Source organism: Streptomyces sp. NPDC096176, assembly GCF_044763255.1.
GTDB lineage: Bacteria > Actinomycetota > Actinomycetes > Streptomycetales > Streptomycetaceae > Streptomyces.
In genome coordinates this window covers 189,662-216,095 of record NZ_JBIWFV010000009.1, presented here as the reverse complement: position 1 = coordinate 216,095, position 26,434 = coordinate 189,662, and the positions used below count along the sequence as shown (strand labels likewise).

The 26,434-nt window shown below is 70.6% G+C and carries 22 protein-coding genes and 3 pseudogenes; 18 read left to right on the top strand and 7 right to left on the bottom strand.

The annotated features are described in order from the left end of the window. The first annotated feature begins 58 nt into the window (after nucleotides 1-58). The 6 genes from ACIQ7Q_RS25330 (at nucleotide 59) to ACIQ7Q_RS25305 (ending at nucleotide 5,467) form a co-directional block, all read left to right on the top strand. Entirely contained in the window at nucleotides 59-1,753 is a 1,695-nt protein-coding gene (locus ACIQ7Q_RS25330) for a phytoene desaturase family protein (protein WP_403866356.1), read from the top strand. Nucleotides 1,754-1,788: 35 nt separating this feature from the next. Next, nucleotides 1,789-3,117: a cytochrome P450 gene (locus tag ACIQ7Q_RS25325; protein ID WP_403866353.1), complete on the top strand. Its 1,329-nt coding sequence runs from the start codon at nucleotides 1,789-1,791 to the stop codon at nucleotides 3,115-3,117. Between the two features lie 22 nt (nucleotides 3,118-3,139). Beyond that, nucleotides 3,140-3,970: an NmrA family NAD(P)-binding protein gene (locus tag ACIQ7Q_RS25320; RefSeq protein WP_403866350.1), complete on the top strand. Its 831-nt coding sequence runs from the start codon at nucleotides 3,140-3,142 to the stop codon at nucleotides 3,968-3,970. Between the two features lie 210 nt (nucleotides 3,971-4,180). Beyond that, nucleotides 4,181-4,513 carry a hypothetical protein gene (locus ACIQ7Q_RS25315; RefSeq protein ID WP_403866346.1) on the top strand — a complete coding sequence of 111 codons (333 nt, stop codon included), beginning with the start codon at nucleotides 4,181-4,183 and terminating at the stop codon, nucleotides 4,511-4,513. 86 nt (nucleotides 4,514-4,599) lie between these two features. Further along, on the top strand, nucleotides 4,600-5,100 hold the full coding sequence (locus ACIQ7Q_RS25310) for a GNAT family N-acetyltransferase (RefSeq protein WP_403866343.1): 501 nt from the start codon (nucleotides 4,600-4,602) through the stop codon (nucleotides 5,098-5,100). Between the two features lie 61 nt (nucleotides 5,101-5,161). Then, the gene (locus tag ACIQ7Q_RS25305; RefSeq protein WP_403866340.1) at nucleotides 5,162-5,467 is read left to right on the top strand and encodes a hypothetical protein; all 306 of its coding nucleotides are present in this window, start codon (nucleotides 5,162-5,164) and stop codon (nucleotides 5,465-5,467) included. 51 nt (nucleotides 5,468-5,518) lie between these two features. Here ACIQ7Q_RS25305 and ACIQ7Q_RS25300 read toward each other — a convergent pair whose 3' ends face one another. Then, complete coding sequence (locus tag ACIQ7Q_RS25300) at nucleotides 5,519-6,376, bottom strand: GNAT family N-acetyltransferase (protein WP_403866337.1); 858 nt, start codon at nucleotides 6,374-6,376, stop codon at nucleotides 5,519-5,521. A gap of 152 nt (nucleotides 6,377-6,528) precedes the next feature. On the opposite strand from ACIQ7Q_RS25300, the gene tap reads away from it, so the two are divergent. Beyond that, nucleotides 6,529-8,718, top strand: a complete 2,190-nt coding sequence (gene tap, locus ACIQ7Q_RS25295) for a telomere-associated protein Tap (RefSeq protein WP_403866334.1) — start codon at nucleotides 6,529-6,531, stop codon at nucleotides 8,716-8,718. Nucleotides 8,719-8,814: 96 nt separating this feature from the next. Here the strand turns inward: tap and ACIQ7Q_RS25290 are convergent, their stop codons facing one another. Next, nucleotides 8,815-9,987, bottom strand: a complete 1,173-nt coding sequence (locus ACIQ7Q_RS25290) for an epoxide hydrolase family protein (protein WP_403866331.1) — start codon at nucleotides 9,985-9,987, stop codon at nucleotides 8,815-8,817. A 103-nt stretch (nucleotides 9,988-10,090) separates the two neighbouring features. Between ACIQ7Q_RS25290 and ACIQ7Q_RS25285 the strand changes: the two genes are divergently transcribed. The 3 genes and pseudogenes from ACIQ7Q_RS25285 to ACIQ7Q_RS25275 form a co-directional block, all read left to right on the top strand. Continuing rightward, on the top strand, nucleotides 10,091-10,690 hold the full coding sequence (locus ACIQ7Q_RS25285; RefSeq protein ID WP_403866328.1) for a CGNR zinc finger domain-containing protein: 600 nt from the start codon (nucleotides 10,091-10,093) through the stop codon (nucleotides 10,688-10,690). A gap of 10 nt (nucleotides 10,691-10,700) precedes the next feature. Next, nucleotides 10,701-11,258: a telomere-protecting terminal protein Tpg gene (gene tpg, locus ACIQ7Q_RS25280; protein ID WP_403866325.1), complete on the top strand. Its 558-nt coding sequence runs from the start codon at nucleotides 10,701-10,703 to the stop codon at nucleotides 11,256-11,258. A gap of 39 nt (nucleotides 11,259-11,297) precedes the next feature. Then, nucleotides 11,298-11,546, top strand: a pseudogene (locus ACIQ7Q_RS25275) (transposase); the annotation flags it as partial. 114 nt (nucleotides 11,547-11,660) lie between these two features. On the opposite strand, the gene ACIQ7Q_RS25270 reads toward ACIQ7Q_RS25275, so the two are convergent. After that, complete coding sequence (locus tag ACIQ7Q_RS25270) at nucleotides 11,661-12,863, bottom strand: IS110 family transposase (RefSeq protein WP_403866322.1); 1,203 nt, start codon at nucleotides 12,861-12,863, stop codon at nucleotides 11,661-11,663. A 237-nt stretch (nucleotides 12,864-13,100) separates the two neighbouring features. On the opposite strand from ACIQ7Q_RS25270, the pseudogene ACIQ7Q_RS25265 reads away from it, so the two are divergent. Together ACIQ7Q_RS25265 and ACIQ7Q_RS25260 are read left to right on the top strand one after the other, a co-directional pair. Further along, nucleotides 13,101-13,567, top strand: a pseudogene (locus ACIQ7Q_RS25265) (IS5 family transposase); the annotation flags it as partial. A gap of 149 nt (nucleotides 13,568-13,716) precedes the next feature. Further along, on the top strand, nucleotides 13,717-14,898 hold the full coding sequence (locus ACIQ7Q_RS25260) for a MalY/PatB family protein (RefSeq protein ID WP_403866319.1): 1,182 nt from the start codon (nucleotides 13,717-13,719) through the stop codon (nucleotides 14,896-14,898). A 65-nt stretch (nucleotides 14,899-14,963) separates the two neighbouring features. On the opposite strand, the gene ACIQ7Q_RS25255 is transcribed toward ACIQ7Q_RS25260, so the two are convergent. Next, nucleotides 14,964-16,169 carry a cytochrome P450 gene (locus tag ACIQ7Q_RS25255; protein WP_403866315.1) on the bottom strand — a complete coding sequence of 402 codons (1,206 nt, stop codon included), beginning with the start codon at nucleotides 16,167-16,169 and terminating at the stop codon, nucleotides 14,964-14,966. Between the two features lie 294 nt (nucleotides 16,170-16,463). On the opposite strand from ACIQ7Q_RS25255, the gene ACIQ7Q_RS25250 reads away from it, so the two are divergent. Continuing rightward, nucleotides 16,464-17,231, top strand: a complete 768-nt coding sequence (locus ACIQ7Q_RS25250) for an NPP1 family protein (RefSeq protein WP_403866312.1) — start codon at nucleotides 16,464-16,466, stop codon at nucleotides 17,229-17,231. 71 nt (nucleotides 17,232-17,302) lie between these two features. Here the strand turns inward: ACIQ7Q_RS25250 and ACIQ7Q_RS25245 are convergent, their stop codons facing one another. Together ACIQ7Q_RS25245 and ACIQ7Q_RS25240 are read right to left on the bottom strand one after the other, a co-directional pair. After that, nucleotides 17,303-17,836 carry a GNAT family N-acetyltransferase gene (locus ACIQ7Q_RS25245; RefSeq protein WP_403866309.1) on the bottom strand — a complete coding sequence of 178 codons (534 nt, stop codon included), beginning with the start codon at nucleotides 17,834-17,836 and terminating at the stop codon, nucleotides 17,303-17,305. Between the two features lie 29 nt (nucleotides 17,837-17,865). After that, nucleotides 17,866-19,043 (bottom strand): annotated as a pseudogene (locus ACIQ7Q_RS25240) (serine hydrolase domain-containing protein). Nucleotides 19,044-19,357: 314 nt separating this feature from the next. On the opposite strand from ACIQ7Q_RS25240, the gene ACIQ7Q_RS25235 reads away from it, so the two are divergent. Genes ACIQ7Q_RS25235 through ACIQ7Q_RS25220 form a run of 4 tightly spaced genes read left to right on the top strand, consistent with a single transcriptional unit; the run spans nucleotide 19,358 to nucleotide 22,828 of the window. After that, nucleotides 19,358-19,696 (top strand): antibiotic biosynthesis monooxygenase family protein, encoded by a 339-nt coding sequence (locus ACIQ7Q_RS25235; protein WP_403866306.1) that lies wholly within the window; start codon nucleotides 19,358-19,360, stop codon nucleotides 19,694-19,696. Further along, nucleotides 19,693-20,586: an NAD(P)-dependent oxidoreductase gene (locus ACIQ7Q_RS25230; protein WP_403866303.1), complete on the top strand. Its 894-nt coding sequence runs from the start codon at nucleotides 19,693-19,695 to the stop codon at nucleotides 20,584-20,586. The genes ACIQ7Q_RS25235 and ACIQ7Q_RS25230 overlap by 4 nt, the downstream gene beginning before the upstream one ends. Then, nucleotides 20,583-21,590 (top strand): amidohydrolase family protein, encoded by a 1,008-nt coding sequence (locus ACIQ7Q_RS25225; protein ID WP_403866300.1) that lies wholly within the window; start codon nucleotides 20,583-20,585, stop codon nucleotides 21,588-21,590. The genes ACIQ7Q_RS25230 and ACIQ7Q_RS25225 overlap by 4 nt, the downstream gene beginning before the upstream one ends. Next, complete coding sequence (locus ACIQ7Q_RS25220) at nucleotides 21,587-22,828, top strand: cytochrome P450 (protein ID WP_403866297.1); 1,242 nt, start codon at nucleotides 21,587-21,589, stop codon at nucleotides 22,826-22,828. Before ACIQ7Q_RS25225 ends, ACIQ7Q_RS25220 begins: the two co-directional genes overlap by 4 nt. 105 nt (nucleotides 22,829-22,933) lie before the next feature. On the opposite strand, the gene ACIQ7Q_RS25215 is transcribed toward ACIQ7Q_RS25220, so the two are convergent. Then, a complete protein-coding gene (locus ACIQ7Q_RS25215) occupies nucleotides 22,934-24,151 on the bottom strand; it encodes a serine hydrolase domain-containing protein (protein ID WP_403866527.1) in 1,218 nt (405 codons plus the stop codon). 558 nt (nucleotides 24,152-24,709) lie between these two features. On the opposite strand from ACIQ7Q_RS25215, the gene ACIQ7Q_RS25210 reads away from it, so the two are divergent. Next, nucleotides 24,710-26,416, top strand: a complete 1,707-nt coding sequence (locus tag ACIQ7Q_RS25210) for a multicopper oxidase family protein (RefSeq protein WP_403866294.1) — start codon at nucleotides 24,710-24,712, stop codon at nucleotides 26,414-26,416. The last annotated feature ends 18 nt before the right edge of the window (nucleotides 26,417-26,434 follow it).

Below are 26,434 nucleotides of genomic sequence, written 5' to 3'. Positions count from 1 at the left end.
CGGGCCCCTCCGGGTGCGCCTTGCACGCCTGTTGCGAGCCGCCCGGTTTCCTCGCAGCATGGCGAATCGCAAAGAATGGGATGCCGTCGTCGTCGGCTCCGGCATCGGCGGCCTCGTCTGCGCCGCCTACCTCGCGGTGAGCGGCCTGCGCGTCCTCGTGCTGGAGCAGCACGACGTCGCCGGCGGCAACAGCCACGTCTTCCGGCGCCGCCGCCGCTACGAGTTCGACGTGGGCATCCACTACCTCGGCGACTGCGGCCCCGGCGGCCTGCTGCCCTCCGTCTTCGGCGGCCTGGGCCTCGCGGACCGTATCTCCTACCTGCCCATGGACCAGGACGGATTCGACCGCATCGTCGTCCCCGGCCTCACCCTCGACGTGCCCGCGGGCTGGGACGGCTACCGCAAATGCCTGTGCGAGGCGTTACCCGGCGATGCCGCCGGCATCGACACCTTCACCGCGATCTGCTCGGCCGTCGGCTCGGAGGGCCGCGCCGCGCTGCTCAGCGACGAGAACCTCACCGGCGAACAGCTCGCCGCCCGCAGCCCCGCCTTCACCGCCTGGGAACACCGCACCCTGGCCGACCTGTTCGACCACTGCGGGCTCTCCCGGCGGGCCCGCACCGTCCTCGCCGCCCACGCCCCCACCTACGGCCTGCCGCCCCACCAGTGCCCGCTGCCCACCCACGCGGCGATCGTCGACCACTACCTGCACGGCGCCTACTACCCCAAGGGCGGCGGCCAGATGCTGCCCGCCGGCCTCGTCGAGGTCATCGAGTCGCACGGCGGCCAGGTCCGTACCCGCACCCGGGTGGAACGCATCCTCGTCACCTCCGGCCGCGCCACCGGCGTCGCCCTCTCCGACGGCCAGGTCCTCACCGCGCCCCTCGTCGTCTCCAACGCCGACTACACCCGCACCGTCCAGGGCCTCGTCGGCGAGGAGCACTTCGACGCCGACACCGCGGAACGCACCCGCACCTCCACCATGTCGCTGCCCTTCGCCGTGCTGTACGTCGCCCTCGACACCACCCTGGCGCAGCGCCCCAACGCCAACCTCTGGTGGTACCGGCACACCGACATCGACGACGGGTTCCAGCAACTGGCCGAACACCGCATCGACCCGGTGCCGTTCCTGTTCGTGTCCTTCTCCTCCCTCAAGGACCCCGGCGCCCGCAACATCGCCCCCGAAGGCCACAGCAACTTCCAGGTGATGACCCTCGTACCACCCGACCACGCCTACTGGGGAGCCGAAGCGAGCCCCGCCGACGGCGGCCGCTACCGCCGCAGCCCCCTGTACCGGCAGCGCAAACAGGAGCTCACCGAGGCGATGCTGAACGCCGCGGAGGAAGCACTCGGCCCCTTCCGCGGCCACATCACCCACCTCGAGGCGGCCACCCCCCTCACCCACGAGCGCTACATCCACTCCCGCGCCGGCACCCCCTACGGCCTGGCCCGCTGGGGAGCGACCGGCGAGCGCCCCGACACCGCCACCGCCGTCGAGGGCCTCCACGTGGTCGGCACCAGCACCTGCTACGGCTCCGGCATCGAAGGCGTCGCCACCGGCGCCATGATGTGCGCCTCGCAGATCCTCGGCCGCCGCCTCATCCCCGAGGTCACCCGCGGCGCGGTCCTGGCCGACCCGTCCCTCCTCCCGCACCGTGGCGACGACTTCGACCCGCTCGCCGTCTCCCGCGGCGCCGCCCGCCGCCACGCCCGCGGCCTCGCCCGCATCGACACCGCAACCGGTCCGGCATGAACCGAAGCCCGAGCCCGAGCCCCGAGGAGCACCCCATGGGCCACCAGCCCACTCCTGCCCACCAGCCGCCCCCGGCCTGCCCCCGGGGAACCTTCGCCCTCGACCCGGCCGGCCGCGACCTGCACGGCGAAGCAGCCCGCCTGCGCGCCCTCGGCCCCGCCGTCCTCGTCGAACTCCCCGCCGGCATCCAGGCCTGGTCCATCAACACCCACGCGCTCCTCAAGACCCTGCTCACCGACCCCCGCGTCTCCAAGGACCCCCGCCGCCACTGGCCCGCCTGGCAGCGCGGCGAACACCACGACACCTGGATCCGCACCTGGGTCGGCGTCCACAACATGGACACCGCCTACGGCCCCGAACACCGGCGGCTGCGCAAACTCGTCGCCCCCGCCTTCACCGGCCGCCGCACTCAGGCCATGCTGCCCCGCATCCGCAACGCCACCGCCCGGCTCCTCGACACCCTCGAGAACACCACACCCGGCGAAAGCGTCGACCTGCGCGCCGCCTACGCCCACCCGCTGCCCATGCAGGTCATCTGCGACCTGTTCGGCGTCCCGGAAAACTCCCGCCCCCACCTCGCCCACCTCATGGCCCGCGCCATGGACACCACCCTCACCCCCCAGGAGGCCGAACGCACCGTCCACGACGTCCAGTCGGCCCTCGCCGCCCTCGTCGCCGACAAACGCGAACACCCCGGCGACGACCTCACCAGCGCCCTCGTCGCCGCCCGCGACGACGACGGATCGACTCTGAGCGAACAGGAACTCCTCGACACCCTCCTCCTCGTCATCGGCGCCGGCAACGAGACCACCGTCAACCTCATCGGCAACGCCGTCCACGCCCTGCTCACCCACCCCGACCAGCTCCGGCTCCTCCTCGACAACGCCGTGCCCTGGCACGACGCCATCGAGGAAACCCTGCGCTGGGCCCCCAGCGTCGCCAACGTCCCCCTGCGCTACGCCGTCGACGACATCCCGCTGCCCGGCGGCCCCACCATCCGCCGCGGCGAAGCCATCCTCACCGCCTACGCCGCAGCCGGCCGCGACCCCGGCAAACACGGCCCCACCGCCGACCGGTTCGACATCCGCCGCCCCGGCAGGGGAGAGGCCGAACACCTCGCTTTCGGACACGGTGTCCACTTCTGCCCCGGCGCGCCGCTCGCCCGCATGGAAGCCGCCGTCGCCCTGCCCGCCCTCTTCGAGAGATTCCCGGCGCTGTGCCTCGCCGTCCCCGCCGACCGGCTCACCCCCACCGAGGGGTTCATCGCCTTCGGCTACCACGCCCTGCCCGTCCACCTGACCGGCCCGCCACCGGTCCCGGCAGGAATCCTCGACTCCAACTCAAGGGCTCTGGCGCCCAGTTGAACCGCTCGGTTTGACTGACGGCATGACACCCACACAGCACACCGACCCCCGCCCGACGCTCGTCACCGGCGGCACCGGCAAGACAGGACGCCGCGTCGCCGAACGGCTCCGCTTACGCGGCCGGGCCGCCCGCACCGGATCCCGCTCCGGCACACCGCCTTTCGACTGGAACGACTCCGCCACCTGGGACGCCGCCCTCGAAGGCACCGGCTCCGTCTACCTCAGCTACTACCCCGACCTCGCCTTCCCCGGCGCCGCCGACACCGTCGGCGCCTTCTGCCGCACCGCCGTCGCCGCCGGCGCCCGCCGCATCGTGCTGCTGTCCGGCATCGGCGAGGAAGGCGCCCGCGCCGCGGAGGACCAGCTCAAGGCATCCGGCGCCGACTGGACCGTGGTGCGCTCGAACTGGTTCAACCAGAACTTCTCCGAGTGCTTCTTCCTCCCGCCGGTCCTCGCCGGCTGCCTCGCCGTCCCCGCCGCCGACACACTCGCCCCCTTCGTCGACGCCGACGACGTGGCCGACGTCGCCGTCACCGCCCTGACCGACCCCGCCCACACCGGCCGCACCTACGAACTGTCCGGCCCCCGCCTGCTCAGCTTCGCCGACGTCGCCGACGAACTCTCCAAGGCCACGGGCCGCACCATCACCTACCGCCCCGTCACCGTCGACGAGTACCGCACCGTCCTCAGAGACGCCGGCCAGGACCAGACCTACGCCGACGTCTTCGCCGTCTTCCTCGACGGCCGCAACGCCCACCTCGTCGACGGCGTCCGCGAGGTCCTCGGCCGCGCCCCGCGCGACTTCACCGACTTCGCCCGCGAAACCGCCGCCACCGGTGTCTGGACGCCCTGACCGGTAGCGCCTGCGCCGCTGTCCGCGGCCCGGCCCGTCCCGGCCGCGGACAGCACCCCCGGGCTTCCGCCCCCGCGCCCGTTCATCCCACATGTGAAGAGTGAAGAGATGCCATAGAGGGCATTCGGGTGGCAAACCCCCCGTACTGCAACTGCCCCGGGCCCGGCCGCAGTCCTCCTAGCCAGTTGCCCGACAACTCAGGAGGAACCCATGACCGGTTGGCCCGTTTCCACCATGACCGCACCCGGCACGCCGTCCACCGCCGACCCCTACCGCTTCCCCGGCACCCTCGACGACCCGGCGCCCTGCGACCACGGCGCCTTCGAACCCGGCGACTACCTCTTGGCCGCACCCCACCCCGAGCAGCGCGTGCCCCTGCCGCTGGAACCCTGCGACCGGCGCCGCCTGGACCTGCACGCCGCCCTGACCACCGCGGGCATCGCACCCCTGCCCGGCGATCTCGCCGCCATCGACGCCCTGTGCGCCCTCGACGACACCACCCACGCCGCGCTCCAGCGATGGATCACCACCCGAACCCCGTGACCGGCCGCCGGCCACCGCGCACCGACCCGGGCGGCCGGGCCCGCACCCGGCCGCCGCACCACCCCGGTTGGGCGTAACGTTCACCCATGTCCCAGCTGCAGCGCCTGCGCCCCCACCACGCCCCCGCACTCCTGGCCTTCGAGCGGGACAACCGGGCCTACTTCGCTACACATGTCCCCGATCGCGGCGACGACTACTTCACCCACTTCGACGCACGCCTCCACGACCTGCTCGCCGAACAGGCCGCCGGAACCTGCCACTTCCACGTCATCGCCGACGACACCGGCGCGATACTGGGCCGCGTCAACCTCGTCGACGCAGCCGACCACAGCGCCGAACTCGGCTACCGCATAGCCGAAAAGGCGGCATGCCAGGGTCTGGCCACCAGCGCCGTCCGTCAGGTGTGCACCGTCGCCGCCGCCCAGTACCACCTGACCACCCTGCGCGCAGCCACCACCCTCGACAACGCCGCCTCCCGAGCAGTCCTGGCCCGCACCGGGTTCACCGAGACCGGCACCACCCTCCTCGGCGGCCTCCCCGGCCTCACCTACACCCGCCGCCTGGCCCCGCCCGCGTCGACCGGGTGAGAGCCCCGACCCGCCGCGGCCCGTCCCCCGCCCGGCGCCCGAGCGCCCCTAAGGTGCGCCCATGGTCCCGCACGACCCTCTCGACGACGACCTGGACGGCCTGGGCCGCGACGAACTTGTTGCCGAAGTACGCAGGCTGCGCACCGCCATCCGCGCACACCGGGACAGCTCCGGACACGACCTGTGCTGGCACCACCCCCAGCTGTGGTCCCTGCTGCCCGAACCTCTGGAACCCGACGTCGCGGTGCCGCCCTGGCCGCGCTTCCTGCGCGGCTGCGTGCGCTACCGCGAAGCGCTGGAGCGCGAACTGCCCGACGCGCCCGTCGACGACCGCGAGTACGAGGGCCCGGGCCCCCGCCGTCCCTGAGGCCCCCGTCCCTGAGGACCGCCTCTCACCCGCCGTGCGGGGCCCGGAGGTTCAGCCGAGTTCCAGGCTGGTGACCCCGAACAGACCCGCCCGGTCGACCTCGGGCACCGGCCCGCTGTACATCCTGGCCGCCTCGAACGTGGGGGAGAGGCCGAGCTCGGCCACCAGCTCCATGGCCGGTCTGTTGCAGTCGGGGACGTCGACCGCCACGGCCGCCCCCTCCCCGTCCGCCGCGAGGGCGTGCACCAGCGCCGCCGCGACCTGCTTGTCCGCGGCGTACAGAGGCCCGATGCGTGAGGCGCCGCTGCACGGGCGCACGACACCGAACCCGCGCATTTCGCCGTCCCGCACAGCGGCCACCGCCCTGCGGCCGGGCAGGCCGACCCAGGCCGCGAGGAAGGCGTCACGGGCCTGGGGGAAAAACCTCCGGTCGTAGGCCGCCAGCCGCCCGAACGACAGGGAACGGCCGTCGACGAGCGAGACCCCCTCCGGCAGCGCCCCTGCCGTGCCGCCCGTTGCCGGCACCCCCTCGAACCGGACGTTGTTCCACGCACGGACGAACCCCGATCCGCCGTAGTTCTCCTGCTGGTCCACCACGCCGTCGAGCCCGACGGTGCGGCCCTGCAGACGGTCCATGCCCGCCCGCCACAGCCGCATCCCGTAACCCTGGCCGCGCACGTCGGGGCGGGTGATGTAGAAGCCGATGAACCCGAAGCCGGCCCCGTAGCGCACGGCCGAGATGCAGCCGACCGGCTCGCCGTCCAGACGGCCGATCAAAAAGCCCTCCGGATCGGCGACGGCGAAGGCCCAGCGGTCGGAGTCGCCCGGGTTCCACCCCTCCTCGTCGGCCCAGTCCCGCATGAGCCCGATCTCCCGGGCGCTCGCGCTCCGGATCTCGAATTCCGCCATGTTTGTCCTTCCCGCAGATCCGGCCTGTTCCACCACCCGGCACCTCGTGGTCCGGCGGTCGGAAAGACCGTCTCAGCACGCGGGCCCCGTCCGGGAGATCAACACCGGCCAACTCGCCCACGTCCGCCCGCTGTGTGTTCGACCGCTACGGAATGTGCGTTCGGGATAGGGTGGCCGCGGAGGTGGTCCCGGTGTCCCAGGAGCAGGGCAAGCTGTTCGCGTCGGTCGACGCACTGCTGGAGCAGGCCGCCGCGCAGGAGGATCTGCCGGACCCCGCCGAACGCAAACGGCTGCGGGAAGCGGGCGGCCTCAGCCAGGACCAGATCGCCCGCGCCCTGTCGGTACGGCGTGAGACCGTCACCAGCTGGGAAGCCGGCCGCACCGAGCCCCGCCCGCCCAAGCGCGCAGCCTACGTACGCCTCCTGGAGGGCCTCGCCGCCCGCCATCCCGCACCGGCATCGGCACCGCCCGCCACCCCCGCCCCGGCAGCACCTCCGCCCCGCAGCCCCCGACAGCAGCCAGCCGCGCCCGAAACGCCTGCCCCCGCACCCAAGACGCCTGCCCCCGCACCCAAGACGCACGGCTCCACCAGGAAGCCGCCCTCCGCCCTGCCCTCCGCCGCCGACCCCCGGTTCGCGAACGGCCCTCTCGGCGTACTGGACGGCGACGGACAGCTGTACTGCGCCGACGGCCTCGTACTGGACTGCCCCGCCACCGACGTCCCCCAACTCGTCGACTGGACCTTGCGCGAGGCGAAACTGGGCGCGCCTCGGCTCCACCCGTTCGGCAAGGACTCCGACCCGCTGATCGTCCTCACCGCCGAGGCCGTCGAACTCCTCGGCCTGCCCGCCGCCCTGGCGGACCGGCGGGGTCTGCGCCTGCCCGACGACCACCCGGTCGTCCGCACGATCACCCGCGCGAAATGGAAACTGACGCGCCGCGGCTTCGGCCCCTGGGCCCGCATCTACCGCCCGGCACACGGCGGTCGGCGCCAGTGCGTGCAGCTCGCCGTCCTGCCCTGGGGCGCCCTGGACCCCCGTTCCTGGCAGGGCGCCGACGGGCTGCCGCCCGCCGACCTCGCCGCCACGCTCGCCCTCTACGCCCGGCGGGTCATCACCCCGCGCGGCTCGACCGCCGTGTCCGGCCTGGAGACCATGTCCGCCCTGCGGCCGCCGACCCGCGCCGTCAAGGACGACGAGAGCGGCGCCTGGGTCTCCGCCCCGATGCGCGGCTCCCTGACCGAGCCCGTCGACCCGGCCCCGCCGGAAGCCCCCGACGAACACCCCGTCGCCGCCGCCCTGTTCCCGCGCGGCCACCGGCGCACCCCCGCCGAGGCCCTCGACGAGGAGGCCTGCGACTGGATCCGCGACCCCCAACTGCTCACCGACGCCGAATGCGCCCGCAGCCACGGCGTCGGCATCGACATCAACACGGCCTTCCTCGCCGCCGCCAACCGCCTGGTCGTCGGCCTCGGCGCCCCCGTCCACGCCGTCGCGCCCGCCTTCGACCCGGCCGTCCCCGGCTCGTGGCTGGTCGACCTGTCCGGCATCGAACTGGACCCGCGCCTGCCCAGCCCGTTCACCCCCGACGGCACCCGCCCCACCGGCCCCGCCTGGTACGCGACACCGACCGTCGCCTACGCCCGCGAACTCGTCGACACCTACCGGCTCCCCGCCACCATCGCCCCCGTCGAAGCCTGGCTCCGCCCCGAATCCGGCCCCTACCTCGACCCCTGGTACAAGCGTCTGTCCGAGGCGTACAAAGCCACGATGGCCGACCTCGGCGTCGTGACGGGGATGAGCGACACCGACTTCCTCGCCGCCATGGACCGCCACCAGCAGGCCGACCCCGCCCTGGCCGCCGTACTGTCGGCGATCAAGGCGACCGTCAAGGGCGGCATCGGGAAACTCCGCGAACGGCCCCAGGGCGCGTCCCACATCCACGGCGAGCGGTGGCCCGCCCTCGAACGCCCGACCTGGCGCCCCGACATCCGGGCCGCCGTCATCGCCACCGCCCGCGTCAACATGCACCGGAAGGTCCTCAAGACCGCCCTCGCCGGCCTGCGCACCCCCGCCCCGACCGGGCATCTGAACCTCGACGACGAGGCGCTGCTGCCCGTGGCGGTCCTGTCCGACTGCGCGGTCTACCTCGCCGACGGCCCCTCCCCGCTGGACTTCCTCCCGCGCACCCCCGACGGCAGGCCCGCGCCCGGCTCGTTCCGCCTCGGCGTGTCGCCCGGCATGGTCAAACACGAGGGCACCCAGCCGATGCTGACCGTCGTGAAGATGCTCGACGACGGTCACAACCCCGCACGCCACATCAAGGGCCCCGATGACGTCTAACCACGTTCCGCCGTCTCGACGAGGTCGGTCTGGAAGTCGTTGGGCAACGCCTTGAGCCGGATCAGGCGGTGATCGAGTGCCGGAATCCAATCGCGTTCACCGATTGGCGGCCAGCACTGCCGCGAGGCCTTCTTGCAGGTCCTTGACGAAAAACTCAGGGACCTCCAGCGACGGGAAGTGCCCCCCGTTTTCGGGCGACCTCCATCGGACGATCTGTCGGTACCGCTCCTGCGCCCAGGCGCGCGGACACTTCTCGATGTCGCGGGGATACATGGTGATTGCTGACGGGACGTCGACCCGTAGTTCGGGGTCCAGCGAATTGTGGCTTTCGTAGTAAATACGGGCCGCTGATGCACCGGTCCGCGTTAGCCAGTACAGGGTGACGTCGTCGAGAATGCGGTCTCGGGAAATCGTCTCGAACGGGCTGTCTTCGGTGTCTGACCACTCGGCGAACTTGTCGAGGATCCAGGCAAGAAGCCCGACCGGTGAGTCGACGAGCGAGTAGCCGATGGTCTGCGGTCGGGTCGCCTGCTGCTTCGCGTACGCCGCGCGGTGGCGCCAGAAATCTCGGGTTTCCTCGGTCCATTTGCGCTCGACCGCCGTCAGCCCGTCCGTTGTCAACCCGGGCGGCGCCTCCGCGAACAATGTGTGGATGCCGAGAACGTGCGTGGGGAACCTGCCGCCGAGAACCGTGGTGATATTCCCTCCCCAGTCGCCGCCGTGGGCTACGAACTTGCTGTAGCCGAGCCTTCCCATCAGATCCACCCATGCGGCCGCGATCTTTTCGGTTCCCCACCCGGTGGTGGCCGGCTTGTCGCTGTAACCAAAGCCTGGCAGCGACGGGGCTACGACGTGGAACGCCGGCGCGTCCGCACCCTTCGGATCCGCCAGCTCGTCCACTACATCGATGAACTCGGCGATGCTGCCTGGCCAGCCGTGAGTCATGATCAGAGGAGTGGCGTCTGCACGCGCGGATCGGCGGTGCAGGAAGTGGATTCCCAGATCGTCAATGGTCGTGCGGAACTGGCCGATTCGGTTGATGCGCTCCTCGAAAGACCGCCAGTTGTACTCGGTGCGCCAGTAGTTCACGGCATCAACGAGGTCGGTGAGAGGAACGCCCTGCCCCCATCGGCGAGGGCCGGGCGCGGCGCGATGGACCGTCTCGGCCTCCGGCAGCCGCGCTGCGGCCAGTCGCACGCGCAGATCGTCGAGGTCAGTGTCAGTTGCGCGGGCTTCAAATGCTTGCACGTCGCTGGTTGGACGGGGCATGAGACCTCCTGGCCATCGCGGAACCGGCTACGACCTACCGTGAACCGGCTATGGCGGTTCTACTATGCCTTCATGTCTGAGTGCAACCAGCTAAGGTGGTTCCATGAGTGGTGGCTTCCCTGACTTTCGCCTCGGTACCGTGCTGGCGACCAGCTTCACGGGGACTCTGTCGGAGCGTCATGGCGACGCTGTGGAGCGCATCCCCACGCCGCACCGACTCGTCGACTGGCTGGCGGTGTACGGCCTCGCCGTGGACTCCTGCACGACCGCCCAGCTCGAACTTGCCCGAGAACTGCGGGAGTCGATTCACGCCGCCGCAACAGCGGCCGCGACCCAGGGCGCTCTCCCTGCGTCCGCTGTCCAGGTCATCAATGACTGCAGCGCTCAGGGTCGGGCAGCGGCGATCCTGACGCCCGAGGGCAAGCGGCGATGGCGGCTCAGCTCGGCTTCCTGCGTGGAAGATGCCCTCAGCGTGATCGCCGCCGACGCGATCAGCGTCATCGCAGGCGAACGAGACGGAAGGTTGGCCTTGTGCGCATCGCCAACCTGTCAAGCCGCCTTCTTCGACACCAGTCGAAGTCGCACCCGCAGATGGTGCGACATGAACACATGCGGGAATCGTCAGAAGAAGGCGCGCTTCAATGCCAGCCGGCGTGTCACGAGCGGCGAGACCCTACACGATGCCGCCGACGAGGGAGAGTAGGCCGACCGCGATGGACACCGTCCAGGGCAGCCTCGAGGAGGCGGCGGCAGCCACCTTCACCCGGCCGGTCCCCAAGACCGCCCGCGCCCAGATGCGCTTCCTCGTCCACCAGGCCAAAGGCAGCACCCGCGCGGTGGCCGGTCTCCTCGGCATCTCCCAGCGCACCGTCGAGCGCTACCTCACAGGCCAGTTCAAACGCCCCCGCCCCGACCTCGCCGCCCGCCTCACCGACGAGGTCCGCAGACGCTGGCAGCCCAGGGTCCGCGAACGCGCGAGGCAACAGGCCGCGACAACCGGCGGCCTCGTCATCGAGACCCGCGCCCGCTTCGGCTTCACCGCCGCCCCCGGAACCACCGACGACAGCCGCGTCCGCCGCATCACCCAGCACCTGCCCCCCCAGTACGCGGCCCGCCTGTTCACCGCCCAGGCCGCCGGCGCCGAAGAACAACAACTGCGCGAGATCGCGGCGGAAGGCCTCCAGGACATCTACTTCAAGGACCACGGCCGCCGCGCCGAGGGCCTCCAGGTCGAGTTCACCGACATCGACTACGTCACCATCGACTACTAAGACCGTGTCCTACATGGTCAGTTGGCGGTTGTGTTGGTCATGGGGAGTGGACGGTGGGGATGGATCGTTCGGGACGGCTTGTGGGAGTCGGCAAGGCCGTTGCTGCCGCCGGCGCGGGTGCGTCCGCAGGGCGGTGGGGTCGCGAACATCGATGATGAGGCGGTATTTGCCGCGATCATCTACGTTCTGGTCAGCGGCTGCGCCTGGCGGGCGTTGCCGCCGTGCTTCGGAGCGTCGAAGTCGACCGTGCACCGTCGCTTCGCCATCTGGTCTCGTGCCGGAGTCTGGGGCCGACTGCATCAGAAGGTTCTCCGGCTCCTGGACGAGCAGGACCTGGTCGACCTGTCTCGTGCGGTCCTCGATTCAGCCCACGTGAGGGCTAAAAAGTGCCCTATGGTTTCGTCAAGCGGTAGCGATCTTGGGCGGTTCGTAGAAGGTGCCGTCCCGGAGCATGGCGAAGAGGACGTCGATCCGACGCCGGGCAAGGCAGACGATCGCGGCGACGTGGTGCTTTCCCTCTCGTCGCTTGCGGTCGTAGTAGGCGCGGGAGTCGGGCTGGGACAGCGAGGCGAAGGCGGCGAGGTAGAAGGCTCGCTTGAGCTGTTTGTTGCCTCGCCTGGAGGGGTGCTCGCCGCGGATGGACGAGCCGGATCTGCGGGTGGCGGGTGCGAGTCCGGCGTAGGCGGCCAGGTGGCCTGCGGTGGCGAAACTGCTGCCGTCACCGACGTCGATGAGGATGCGGGCTGCGGTCCTGACCCCGATGCCGGGCATGGAGGTCAGGACCTGCGAAAGAGGGTGCGCATCCAGCAGTTCTTCGATCCTGCCGGCCAGGAGTTGGCGTTGGTTGAGCACGGCGGTCAGCGAAGAGGCGAGACTGGGGAGGATCAGCGCCGCAGCGTCTGTGCCGGGCACGATGACGGTCTGTTCGTCGAGCGCGTCGAAGATGTCCTCGACGAGACGCTCGGTCATGCGAGGCGCCTTGGGCCGCAGCATGGATGCCAGTCGTCGCCTGCCGGCTTTCCGTAACTGTGCTGGTGAGCAATAGCGTTCGAGCAGGAACAGGACCGCCGGGTGATCGAGGCGAGGACCCAGGACCCGCTCGAGTGAGGGGTGGATCTGGGTCAGCAGCCCGCGCAACCGGTTCTTGGTGCGGGTAATTTCGCCGGCCAGGTCGTCGTCGAAGCCCACGAGCATGGTCAGCTCGGCAACGGTTTCGTCGTCCGGTGCCAGGTCCCGGAGGGTGTGCGGCATGGTGCGGGCGGCATCAGCGATGATCGCGGCGTCACGGGCGTCGGTCTTCGACTCGCCCGGGTAGAGGTCGGCGATCCGCCGCATTGTCAGCCCTGGCAGATAGGCGACACGACAGCCGGCGTCGCGAGCCACGGCCAGCGGCAAAGCGCCGATCGAGGCCGGCTGGTCCACCACGACCAGCACCGATCCGTGTCTGCTCTGCAGTTTCTCGAACAGCTCACGCAACCGCGGTTCACTGTTGGGCAGCGGCTTGTCGAACACTTTCTTGCCCGCCGGAGTCAGTGCGGTGCCGTGATGCTCGCCCTTGCCGACGTCCAGACCGAGGTAGACATCGATCTCACCTGCTTCGCTCATTACCCCTCCCCAGCAGACTCCTCCCGGCCCCTTCTGCGGCATCAGCGTGCCGGCATCCACGTTACGAAGGCCTGCTTCACCCCGACGAGCAACGCGAGCGGACATGCCCCTGATCAGCGGTCTGCCAATGCCTCCAGGCCCGGTGACACCACTTTTTCGATCACGATCGACAAGGGGCGCAAGTCATGCCGGACCCGGAGACCGGGAACCCCATTGCGGGGCCAGGAAAACGGTAACGGGGGCGAACTTGCAGGTCCGAGCCCCGTGGACCGAGGTAAGCCCGGTTCCAAGATGCATGTCCTGTCCGACGTGAATGGACTGCCCCTACGGGTCGGGCTCTCCGCGGCCAACACTCACGACAGCTCGCCCTGAAGCCGATGCTGTCCCATTTCCACATGGGACACGAATCCCACGCGGCCGACTCCAAACCCGTGCGCCTCCATGCAGACAAGGCGTACGACATCCCTCACCTGCGGCGATGGCTATGGGGCAAACACATCGGCGTCCGCATCGCCCGCAAGGGCATCGACTCCAGCGAGCGACTCGGCCGACGCAGGTGGGTCATCGAACGCACCATGTCCTGGCTGACCGGATACCGCCGTCTCAACCACCGCTACGAGCGGAAACCAGGCAACTACCTGGCCTTTCTCGGACTGGCATCCGCCCTCTGCTGCTACAAGCGGTTCCTCAAACTGACCATGTAGGACACGGTCTTAGGGCGTGGTGCGAGAGTCCCGCCCCGCCCTCCGGGCGGGCGGCGCTGCTTCCGCAACACCCCCCAGACCTCCAGCTCACCGTCCACCACGCGGCGCACCGGCTGACGCACCCGGCCGGTGCCCCTATCTTTCGCACTGTGAACACCGACGAGCAGGACACGGACGCCACCACGGCCAACCCCCTGGAACGCCTCTGTCTGGACCAGCTCCGCAGGCGCACCAGTATGAAATGGCGCACCTACGCGCCGGACGTCCTGCCGCTGTGGGTGGCCGAGATGGACGTACCGCTGGCCGGGCCGATCGCCGCGGCGATCACCGACGCGGTCGCGCTCGGCGACACCGGATACCCGGCCGGGACCGCATACGCCGAAGCGCTCGCCGCGTTCGCGGCCAAGAGATGGAACTGGCACGGGCTCGCCGTGGAGCGCACGGCGATCGTCCCCGACGTGATGCTCGGCATCGTCGAGGTCCTGAAACTGCTCAGCGGCCCGGGCGACGCCGTTGTCGTCAACAGCCCCGTCTATCCGCCGTTCTACGCGTTCGTCGGCCACATGGACCGGCGTGTCGTGCAGGCGCCGCTCGGAGCGGACCTGCGCATCGACCTCACCGTTCTCGAGGACACCTTCCGGCAGGTCACCACCGGCGGACGGCGCGCCGCCTATCTGCTGTGCAGCCCGCACAACCCGACCGGCACCGTCCACACCGCCGCCGAACTGTCGGCCGTCGCCGCGCTCGCCGAACAGTACGGCGTACGCGTCGTGGCGGACGAGATCCACGCCCCGGTCGTCGCCCCGGCCACCACGTACGTGCCGTATCTGAGCGTGCCCGGCGCCGACAGCGCCTTCTCGCTCGTGTCGGCCTCGAAGGCATGGAACCTCGCCGGCCTCAAGGCCGCCCTCGCCGTCGCCGGCCCCGCCGCGGCCCAGGATCTCGCCCGGATGCCGGAAGAGGTCAGCCACGGTCCCAGCCACCTCGGCGTCATCGCCCACACCGCCGCGCTGCGCGAGGCGACCGGCTGGCTCGACGCCGTCCTTACCGGACTCGACGCCAACCGCCGGCTGCTCGCCGGGCTCCTGGCGGAGCACCTGCCCGACATCTCCTACCGGCCTGCCGAGGCCACCTACCTGGCGTGGCTCGACTGCCGGCGCCTGGGGCTCGGCGACGACCCCGCCGCCGTCTTCCTCGAACGTGGCAAAGTGGCCCTCACCTCCGGCGTCCCTTTCGGCACCGGCGGCGCCGGACACGTCCGGCTCAATCTGGCGACGTCGTCGCGCCTGATCACGGACGCGGTCCGGCGGATGGCCGCCGCCGTCGCGTGAGCCCCCACGGCCACGCCCCCAGGACCACCGACGCCGGGCCGGCACCCGCCGGCCCGGCCGCCGGGTCACCACCGAACAGGCAGCTCCCGCACACCCCTGATCAGCAGCCCCGGCATCCACCGCAGCGTCGCCGGGTCCGCGTCCAACGCCAGGTCCGGACAGCGTTCCAGCAGTGACCGCAGCGCGATCCGACCCTCCAGCCGCGCCAACGGGGCGCCCAGGCAGTAGTGCAGACCATGACCGAAGGCGATGTGCCCGCGGGCATCGCGGCGGATGTCGAAACGGTCCGGCTCCTTAAAGCGCTCCGGGTCACGGTCGGCGTCCGCCATGGCGATCAGCACCGTGGAGCCCGCGGGGACGGTCACCCCGCCCATCTCCACATCCTCCAGCGCCAGACGTTCCGTGCAGGTCTCCACCGGCCCGTCGTAGCGGAGCATCTCCTCGATCGCCCCGTCGAGCAGACCGAAGTCGGCCCGCAGATCGGCCAGTTGGTCCGGGTGCGCGAACAGCGCCCGCATACCGTTGCCGATCAGGTTGACGGTGGTCTCGTGTCCGGCGATGAGCAGCAGGACGGACATGCCGATCAGCTCGTCCGGCGAGAGCCGGTCACCGCCCGCGTCGACGGTGTGGATCATCGCGCTGAGCAGATCCTCACCCGGGTCCGCCCGCTTCGCGGCGATCAGTTCGGCGAGATACGCCGGCATCTCCTGGTAGGCCAGCGCCTCCGCCTCGGGGCTGGTGCGCGCGACCATCTCGTTGGACCAGCTGCGAAAGGCGTCCCTGTCCAGCTCCGGTACACCGAGCAGCTCGCAGATGACCGTCATGGGCAGCGGGAACGCGAACGACGCGATCAGATCGGCCTGTCGCTTCCCTGACGCCACCATCTCCTCCAGCAACCCGTCCGCGATCTGCTGGATCCGGGGTGCCAGGGCCTCTATGCGACGCGGTGTGAACTCCTTCGCCACCAGCCGCCGCAGCCGGGTGTGGTCCGGCGGGTCCGACATCAGCATGTGCGCGAGAGCGGGCTGGTCCTGTTCGGTGTTCACGATCTGGCTGATGTCCCCGGACCTGATCCAGTCCCGGCTCAGCCGCGGGTCGGTGAAGGCGGCGCGGCACGCCTCGTGGCCGACGACGAGCCACAACTCCTCGCCGTCGGCGTCACGCACGCGGTGCACCGGTCCCTCGGCACGGAGCCCGGCATAGACGGGATAGGGATCACGAACGAAATCCGCACCGAGCTGCTGCAGATCAACGACAGGCCGAGCCGCCATGCTGTTCCCCCCAGTTCACGAGCTGAAATCGCACGCTAACCCGGTCGGCGCCGCAACGAACATCGGATTTCGGACAGTTGCACGCCACACCCGGCCCCGGGCAGCGCTCCTCGTATGCGCTCCTGATCGCCGCCCCGCCTGTGTTGGCCGACCCGTCATCGCGGTGACACCGGCGACCCTCCACGCGTCCACGCGATTCGATGAAGCTGATTTGGGCATGTCAATCGAATCGTGTACCCCCACACCCGTGTGCCCCCACACAACGGTGCCGTCTGGCGCGACCTGGAGGAAGCAGTGAAAACCGGAGCCCGGATCCGCAAGGCCTCGCTCGTCCTCGTCAGCGCCGTCGCGCTGGTGGTCGCCACTCCCGGCATCGCTCTCGCCGCCCCGCCCTCAGCCCTGCCCGCCAACGCGGACGGACTGGAGCAGACGTTCCAGCCGGCCTACGACTACGACACGGACGGCTGCTATCCGACCCCCGCCATCGGCGCCGACGGAACCGTAGCCCCCGGCCTGAAGACCTCCGGTGCGGTCAACGGCAGTTGCCACGACGCATGGGACCTCGGCAACACCAACGGTTACGCGCGGTCCAAGTGCAACAACGGCTGGTGCGCGATCATGTACGGGCTCTACTTCGAGAAGGACCAGGCCGTGTGGGGCAGCGGCCTCGGCGGACACCGCCACGACTGGGAGCATGTCGTGGTGTGGGTGCAGAACAACGAGGCCCGGTACGTGGCCACTTCCGCGCACGGCGACTTCAACGTCTACAACCGCGACCAGATCCGCTGGGACGGGACCCACCCCAAGGTCGTCTATCACAAGGACGGTCTGGGCACGCACTGCTTCCGCCCCGCGAACTCGAATGACGAGCCGCCGGAGAACCATTACCACGGATGGCAGTTTCCCGACCTCGTCGGCTGGAACGGCTACCCCGCGGGCCTGCGCGACAAGCTGAGCCAGGCCGACTTCGGCAGCGCCCACTTCGGTCTCAAGGACGGCAGCTTCGCCCACCACCTCCAAGAGGCCATGCCGGCCGGCATCCCCTTCGACCCCAACGCCTGACACGCGGCGCCCGACAGCCGACGCCCCAGCGGCCGGCTACCGCCCGGACAACAACCGGCGGCCCGGCCGCTTCAAGCCTGGAACTCGGTGAGATCGATGCTGTGGACGTTGAGCGGAAAGCCGTACTCCGGGTGCGCCGTCTCGCGCTCGAGCGCCATGCCCAGCTTGCGGATGACGTTCTCGGAGGCCTCGTCGCCGACCCGGCTGATGCCGACGACACGGTCGAGGCCGCGGTCCTGGAGCGCGAACTCCAGGGTGGCGTGGGCGGCTTCGGACGCGTAGCCCTGCCCCCAGAACTGTGAGCCGAACCGCCAGCTGATCGCCACGGCGGGCAGCACCTCGGGCAGGAACGCGGGCACCGACAGCCCCGTGAAACCGGCGAGTTCGCCGGAGGCCAGCAGTTCGACGGCGAAGAGACCGAAGCCCTCCTCGTCCCACTCCTCCTCCCATTGCTCGATGTCGTCGGCCGTGCGCTCCAGCCCGAGCACCGAGCCGTCGTCGACCCACCGCATGACCTGCGGGTCGGCGTTGATGTCCGCCATCGGGGCGAGGTCGTCGTCGTGCCAGCGACGCAGGAGGAGGCGGGGAGTGCGGATCTCGGTCATGGGCACTCATCCTGCCGGAGGCACGGGCACTACCGGTAATCGGCGCTGCCCGGCCCCGTGGCCAGCAGGGGCACGACCCGCTGAGTCATGTCGTCGCTCGCGCGCAGGGGAGTGGGCGTGTAGACGAGCACGAAGCCGGTCCCGCGGTCACGCGTGGCGAACATCCGGGTGCGGTAGCCGTACGTCTCACCCGTCTTCTCCCAGAACGTCACGCCGTTCACGGTCGCCTTCTGCAGGCCCAGGCTGTACCGCGCGGCGCTGCCGTCGAGCATGCGCACGTTCCTCGGAGGCAGGGTGAACAGCCACTCCATCGCGCGCGGCGGCAGCAGCGCGCCGGAGAACAGCGCCTGCTGGAAGCGGAAGAGGTCGTCGACGCTCGAGACCAGATCGCCCTCGCCCCAGGCGGCGGACTGGTGGTGGACGGTGATGTCCTCCAGCGATCCGTCGGACATCCGCAGATAGCCGTGCACCTGCGGACCGCGGAGGTACGGGTCGTCCCCGGGGACCCGGGTCGCCTCCAGGCCGAGCGGGCGCAGGACGTGGGACGCGATCGCCTGCGCGTAGGACTGTCCGGTCAGCTCCTCGACGAGCAGGGCGAGCAGCACGTAGTTGATGCCGCGGTATTCCTGCCTGGTGCCGGGCGGAACTTGAGCGGCGCGTGTGTCACCGTCTCGACCCACTCCTTCGGTGTCCACCGGTCGAAGCGGTGCCGCAGGACCGCCTCGGGTGTGCCGAGGCCGGGCACGCCGCGGTGGTCGGGCAACCCGCTGGTGTGGTTGAGGAGTTGTGTCACGGTGATGCGGCGGGCGAAGGCCGGCGGGAGAAGACCCGGCAGGTACCGCCCGATCGGCGAGGAGAGCCGGACGCGGCCACGCGCCCACAGTTGCAGCGCGACGGTCGCCACGAACGCCTTGGTGACGCTGCCCGCACGGAAGGCGTCGTGCGGGCGGGCACGGCGCCCACTGCCGATTTCCGCCACCCCGGAACTGCCGTACCAGCGGTCGTCCGCGCGCGCGACCCGACGTTGCGCGGAAGTGGCCGGTGGGTGCGACAGATCGGAGATCGCGGCGCGCAGCGCACGGGTGTCGAGGGGCGGGAGAGCCGTTCGGCCCGGCCGGCCGTGACCGGCCGGACCCTGGGCGGCGGCACGTCCCGCGGCAGCCGCGGCGACGGAAACCACCAGGGAACGTCGGGGGAGAGAGGTCATGCCCCGCATGCTGCCGACGGCGCACACGCCGTTCATGGGGGATGTCCCGCAGATCTCCCCGGAACCGACCCGCAGCCCCCCGGACCGGACGCCGGCGCACTGCCGACCGGTCCGCGCCTTCGCGGCTTCACGTCTTCGTTCATTCGCTCGAATCCGCCTCGCCGAGGGCCTCTTGGGAAGTCACCCGGACGGGCTAGGCCGCAGGGCACGGCCCTTCTCGCGACTGGGCCGTGCACCCATTGGAGTTGCGTCGTCACTGAGCCCATGAGTCCTTGGAAAGCGTGTCCTACCGGATCTCACCATCAGGAGGAGACATGGGCACTGTTCAGAACGGCCAGACGGCCGAAAGGCTGTCCGTGGTTTTCGCGGTCCGTGTGATCGAGGGCGGCGAGCAAGGATTCCTGGAGATGTACGAGCAGATGCGGAAATCCGTCGCTCGTACCCCCGGGCACATCGTCGAACGACTGGGAGAGCCGGTCGACGGCTCCCGACAGTGGGTGATCACCAGCGAGTGGGAGACCCCCGAACAATTCTTCGCCTGGCAGCAGAGCGAGGACCACCAGGCACTGGTGGCTCCGCTCCGCAACTGGGTCGACTCGACGCAGTCGCTGCGGTTCCGGGTCGTCAAGGAGACCGTGGAGGAGAAGTCATGACGCCCACCATCAACGCCTCCGGCCCCGTCGCCGTCCTCGGCCTCGGCACCATGGGCTCCGGCCTGGCCTCACGTCTGCTCGCACAAGGTGTACAAGTGCGGGTCTGGAACCGCACCCCGGAGCGGGCCGAGCCGCTCGCCCGGGCCGGTGCCGTCGCCGCCGGCCGCCCCAGCGAAGCCGCCGAGGGCACGAGCGCCGTCATCTGCACGGTCGCCGACGGCGACGCCCTCAAAACCGTGCTGCGCGGCCCGGACGGCGTCCTGGCCCGGGGCACCTACCCCGGCGCGCTGATCTGCGCCAGCACCGTCGCTCCCGAGGAGGTCGTCCGGCTCGCCGGGGACGTGCCCTCCGTCATGGACGTCGGCATGCTCGGCAACCGCGACCACGCCCGCGACGGCGAACTGCGGCTGTTCGTCGGCGGCGAGGAGCGGGTCTTCACCGCCGGCCGGCCGCTGCTCGAGATGCTGGGCAAGGAGGTCGTCCATCTGGGCGCACTCGGTTCCGGCATGCGGATGAAGCTGCTCCTCAATCTCCTCATGGGGATAGAGGTGCAGGCCATGGCCGAGGCCGCGGAACTGGCGGCCGCCTGCGGCCTCGACAAGCGGCTGGTCCTCAGGACGATCGCGGGCAGCGGCTTCGCCTCGCCGGTCATGTCGTTCAAGTCGCGGCGCCTGGCCACCGGACGGTTCGACGAGCCGGACTTCCGGCTGCGCCTGATGGCGAAGGACCTCATGCTCGCTACGGAGCAGGCGGCCGCGGCAGGCCTGCACCTTCCGCTCACCGCCGCAGCCGCACAGACCCACGCCCGTGCCACCGAGCAGGGGCTCGGCGACGAGGACTGCGCCGCGGTGACCCGCGCAGTCACACCGGAACCGGGAACCCACACATGATCATCGACATCCACGGACATCTGTCCCCGCCGGAGGCGGCCAGACGCTTCCCCATGCCCCCGAGCCTGACCGACGTCGACGGCATGCTCGCGGCCCGCGCCGAGGCCGGGATCGACCTCACCATCATCGGCAGCCCGGTGGGCGCCGGCGCGATGGCGCGGGTCCCGGGCGTGGACAACTACAAGCAGCCGCGCGACCGGCTGCGTGGTTTCCACGCCTGGATGTCGGGTCTGATCTCCCAGTTCCCGGACCAGTTGCGCGGGTACGTCTACGCCAACCCGTTCGGCGACGACGATCACCTGGAAGGGGTGCGGGAGACCCTGGCGGATCCCGCGTTCGTCGGCCTGATCACCACGTCCAGCGTCCACGGCGAGCTGCTCGGCTCGCCGCGGGCGGACTCCTTCTTCGCGCTGGCCGCGGAGGCGGGAGTCCCGGTCCTGGTGCACGCACCGGCCGAACCGGCCGGCACGGAGAAGGTGGACACCATCGGCTTCGTCGAGCAGATCGGCCGGTTCGGCGACGTCACCCTGGGCATGGCCATGATCGCGTTCGCGGGATGGCTGGACAAGTACCCGGATCTGCGGCTGATCGGCGCGACCGGCGGCGGCGCGATGGCGCTGCTGCCGGAGCGCCTGCAGACGGCGGCGACCCCCCGGCACTGGGGCGGCGGCGCGCCGCCCGCCGCCGCCTCCGCCGCGCCGGGGGCCGCACCCGGCCGGCCGGCCCCCGCCGCGCCGCCCTCCCTCCGGCCGTCGGCCGACCCCGCTGCGGCCCTGCAGCGCATGTACGTCGACACCAGCCCGTTCAGCCCGGCGCACCTGAGCCTGAACGCGGAGGTTCTCGGACCCGAGCGGATGCTGTTCGGCAGCGACTCGCCGCCGTTGTCCGCGCCGCTGGAGGACCTCATCCGCATGATCGAGAAGCTGCCCGTGGACAAGGCGTCCCAGCAGCTCATCCTCGGTGGCAACGCCGAGGCCCTCTTCGACCTCAGGAGCCGTCCGTGACCACCACGCAGGACCCCGTCACCGCAGCCGAGCAGTGCACCGCCGACTTCCGGCGCAACCCGCACCCGGTCTACGCCGCCCTCCGGGACACGGCGCCCGTCTGCCCGATGAAGCCGCCGCACGGCGTCGAAACGTACCTGATCACACGGTACGAGGACGCCCGGGCCGCACTGTCCGACCCCCGGCTGAGCAAGGACATGTACGGCGCCATGGACGCCTATCGGAGAATCTTCGGCGACTCGTCGGTCTCGCTGGACGACAACATGCTCAACGCCGACGCGCCCAAACACACCCGGCTGCGCAAACTCGTCAACTCCGAGTTCACCCCGCGCCGCGTCGAGGCGCTGAGGCCGAAGATCCAGGACATCGTCGACCGGCTGCTCGACGCCTGCCCCACCGGCGAACCACTGGACCTGCTGCCGGCGTTCGCGTTCCCGCTGCCGATCACCGTGATCTGCGAACTGCTCGGCGTGCCGCCCGAGGAGCGGGCCCACATGCAGCGCCTGTCCACCACGGTGGCGCAGACGGGCTTCAGCAAGGAGTCCAAGCAGGCGCAGCAGAAGGCGGAGGAGGACCTGCACGCCTACTTCACCGAGCTCATCGCGCGCAAACGCGAGCACCCCGGCGAGGACCTGCTCAGCGCGCTCGCCGCGGCCCAGGACAAGGACGGCGGCCTCACGGAGAACGAGCTGGTCTCGACGGCGTTCCTGCTGATGTTCGCCGGCCACAAGACGACCGCCTACCTCATCGGCAACGCCGTGTACCACTTCCTGGCCAATCCCGCACAGCTGCGCGCCGTGCAGGAGGATCCGGAGCTGGTCGGCCCCGCGGTGGAGGAGCTGGTGCGCTACGACGGCTCGGTGGAGAGCGCGACGTTCCGGTACGCGACCGAGGACGTGGAGATCGGCGGCACCCGGATCCCCAAGGGCGCCCTGGTGCAGATCGCGCTGCTTTCGGCGAACCGCGACCCGCTGAAGTTCGACTCCCCGGACGAGTTCGACGTGCGGCGGCCGGGAAACGCGCAGAGCGCCCATCTGGGCTTCGGCAACGGCAGCCACTACTGCCTGGGCGCACCGCTGGCGCGGCTGGAGATGCAGCTGGCCCTCACCGGCCTGTTCAGCCGGTTCCCCGGGATCGCTCTGGCCGCTCCCGAGGCCGGTCCGACGTGGATGGAAGTCCCCTTCCCCGCCTTCCGCGGCCTCGTGGAACTGCCGGTGGTGCTCGACCCGGAGAAGTGACCGCCGGCCCCGAACCGGCAAGCCCGGCCGGCGTTGCGGTCGGCACGCGCCCGGGCCCGTCTCCCCACTCAGCGGGGAGACGGGACCGGGCCGTTGCTTTGCGGGTCATCCCTTGGGCGTCGGCCGGGCCGCGATGACCGGCAGGTTGAACACATGCTCGGGGGTCACGACGCGGGTGATCGCCTGACCGAAGAGAGTGCTGGGCTCCGTCTGCTCGTGCAGGATGTCGGTATTGAGGAGCACCACCAACGTCGCCTGCGGTTCGGGGAGATAGATGGTAAGGGTCTCGTAACCGGGCAGCGAGCCGTTGTGGCCGATCCAGCCCTGGACGTTGAAGATGCCCAGCCCGTAGGCCGCCCCCGGAATCGGCGTCGGCTCGGTCTTGAGGCGCTGCGCCTGCGTCTCGGGGGACAGCAGGGTGCCGGTGGCGACCGTACGGGCCCAACTGCGCAGGTCTCGCCTGTCGGAGATCATCGCCCCTGCCGCCCAGGCCCAGGACGGGTCCCAGTCCGTGGTGTTCTCGACTTTTCCCGACGGGGTCTGGTTGGTGTAGCCCTGGGCGTGCGGGCTGGGGAACTCGCCGCCGGTCGGGAACAGGGTGTTGCGCAGCCCGGCCGGCTTCAGGACGTTTTGCTCGATGAACTCGTTCAGCGGCAAACCGCCGGCCTTCTCCACCACCAGACCCAGCAGGATCAGGTTGGTGTTGCTGTACTCGAACTCCTCGTTGGGCTGGAACTGCACCGGGTGCTTGAAGGAGTAGTCCAGCAACTGCTGCGGGGTGTAGCGCCGTTGGGGGTCGGCGAGCAGCGCCTTCACGAAGCCCTCGTCCATCGAGTAGTTGAACAGCCCGCTGCGCATGCCCGCCAGGTTGCGCAGGGTGATCCGGTCTCCGTTGGGGACGTTGTCGATGTACTTCGCGATCGGATCGTCCAGAGCCACCTTGCCCTGGTCGACCAGTTCGAGCAGGGCGGTCACCGTGAAGGTCTTGGTCTCGCTGCCGATCCGTACGAAGAGATCCCTCGTCATGGGGGCGCCGGTGGCCTTGTCGGCGACGCCGAACGTCCGCACGTAGCTGCCCTTGCCGGGGGCCGACAAGGAGACGATCACACCGGGCACCTTCGTCTCGCGCATGACCTGCTGGATGGCGGTGTCCAGACGCTTGGCGACGGCCGGGCCCAGGTCGGGGAAGTCGGTTTCGCTGAAGGACGAGGCGGAGACAGGCGGCCCCAGGGCCGGTGCGACGCCGTACGCGGTCCCTGTCGACGCCGGCACTGCCAGCATCGTGGCCACGGCCAGTCCCACGCACGCCCTGCGCCCACGCATCTGCGAGTACCTCACGGCAGACCTCCTGCCAGCCGAGTGCATCCGGACCAGGACATCACTCCTCTCCCACCACGCTAGGCCCGCCCGGGAACCCCCGCATGGCGGCGCGAACCGGCCCTGGCCAGGCCCCGTCCGGCAGTTCCGGGCGGCGGCCCGCCCCTGGCCTGCATGCCACCGCCAACGCCGGCCGGTCCGGCCGAACCCGTCCGGGCACAGATGCCCACCCCTCCGCAGCTCTCGGAACGGACCTCGCGCCCGACCCGCGCGGAGCCGGGAACCGGGGGCGCGTCCCGGCAAGTTGACCGTGGCCGCGACCGGCGCCCTCTGTCCGCCGGCCCCTCGCACACCACCGCCCGCAGGGCATGTCGCACCACGCCGCCGGCGCCCCGCCGCCACCGGCCGGGATGCCCACCGGCACGACAGACAGGACAGGCAGATAGGTACTTACCGTATGTTTCCGGCATCGTGCTCCATGCTGGTCCTGCCGTGTCAGGCCCCACCCGGGGCACCGCCCCGTGCCCGGGGCGGGATGCGCGCATGTGCGACGACCGGAGGACCATGTACAGGCAGGATCACCCCCGTCCGACCTCTGCCACCCGGCGTGCCGTACTCGGCGCCGGGATCGCCGCAGCGGGATCCGCGCTGCTCACCGCCTGTTCGGGCAGCGGCGCGGACTCCACAGCCGGCGCCGGAAAGGGGGCCGCCGGTCCCCAGGGCTCCGTCTCCGCGGACGGCAAGAAGGTCCGGCCCACATGGACACCCAGCCCCGAAGGCAAGCTCCGCGGCCTCACCTTCACCGCCACACCGGCCACGGTCGAGATCGGCGGCGGACGCACTGTCAGGACCTCGACCTACAACGGCGAACTGCCCGGCAAAGAGGTACGGATCACCGCCGGCGACACCCTCGAGTTGACGCTCGCCAACCACCTGCCCGAACCCACCACGGTCCACTGGCACGGCATCGCCCTGCGCAACGAGATGGACGGCGTGCCCGACGTGACACAGCCGCCCATCAAGCCGGGCAAAACGTTCACCTACCGCTTCCGGGCGCCGCACCCCGGCACCTACTGGTTCCACCCCCACCTGGGCCTGCAGATCGACCGCGGAATGTACGCGCCGCTGATCGTCGACGATCCCAACGAGCCCCTCTCCTACGACGCGGAATGGATCGTCCTGCTCGACGACTGGATCGACGGGGTCGGCGGCTCCAGCCCCGAGGACGTCTTCGACCAGCTCCGCAAGGGCAAGCCCGCCATGGGCCACGGCGGCTCCACGCACCGGCGCGGACACGACCGCGGCACCCGGCCCTCCAAACCCTCCGGAGGAATCGCCGCCGGATACGGCCCGCCGGGCGCCCACGCGCCACAGCCCCGCGAGGCACCGGCACGCGACGACGCGTCGCCCTCACCGAAGCAGGGGAGAGGCCCCGGCCGGCTGATGACCGGCGCCAGTAGCCCGCTGCTCGGCGGCCACGCCGGCGACGTCGCCTACCCGCACTACCTGATCAACGGACGCACACCCGACGACCCGACCCAGTTCCGGGCCAAACCCGGCGACCGGATCCGGCTGCGCATCATCAACGCGGGCGCCGAGACCCCGTTCCGCGTGGCCCTCGGCGGACACCGGATGACAATCACCCACAGCGACGGCTTCCCCGTACGCCACCACCGGACCGACTCCCTGCTCCTCGGCATGGGCGAACGCTACGACGCACTGATCACCGCGAAGGACGGCGTCTTCCCGCTCACCGCACTCGCCGAAGGCAAGAACGGCGCCGCCATGGCCGTCCTGCGCACAGCGAGCGGCGCACTCCCCGCCCCCACCACCCGCCCCGCCGAACTACGGCGCGCCGTCCTGCCCTCGGCGCGCCGGCTCAGGCCCCACGAATCCGTCGAACTCGACCGGCGCCGACCCGACCGGATCGTCAGAATCACCTTCACCGGCGGTATGGAGAAATACGACTGGGGCATCGACCACCGCCCCTACTCACCCGACCGCGTCCACCGCATCGAACGCGACGAACGCGTACGGCTGGTCGTCGTCAACGCCACCGACATGTGGCACCCCGTCCACCTGCACGGCCACACCTACGCCCTCGCCGGCATCGACTCCCACGGCGCCCGCAAGGACACCGCCACCGTCCTGCCCCACAACAAACTCGTCCTCGACTTCGACGCCGACAACCCCGGCGACTGGATGCTCCACTGCCACAACATCTACCACTCGGAATCCGGCATGATGACCACCGTCACCTACGACGCATGACACCCGGCCGTGCGCCCG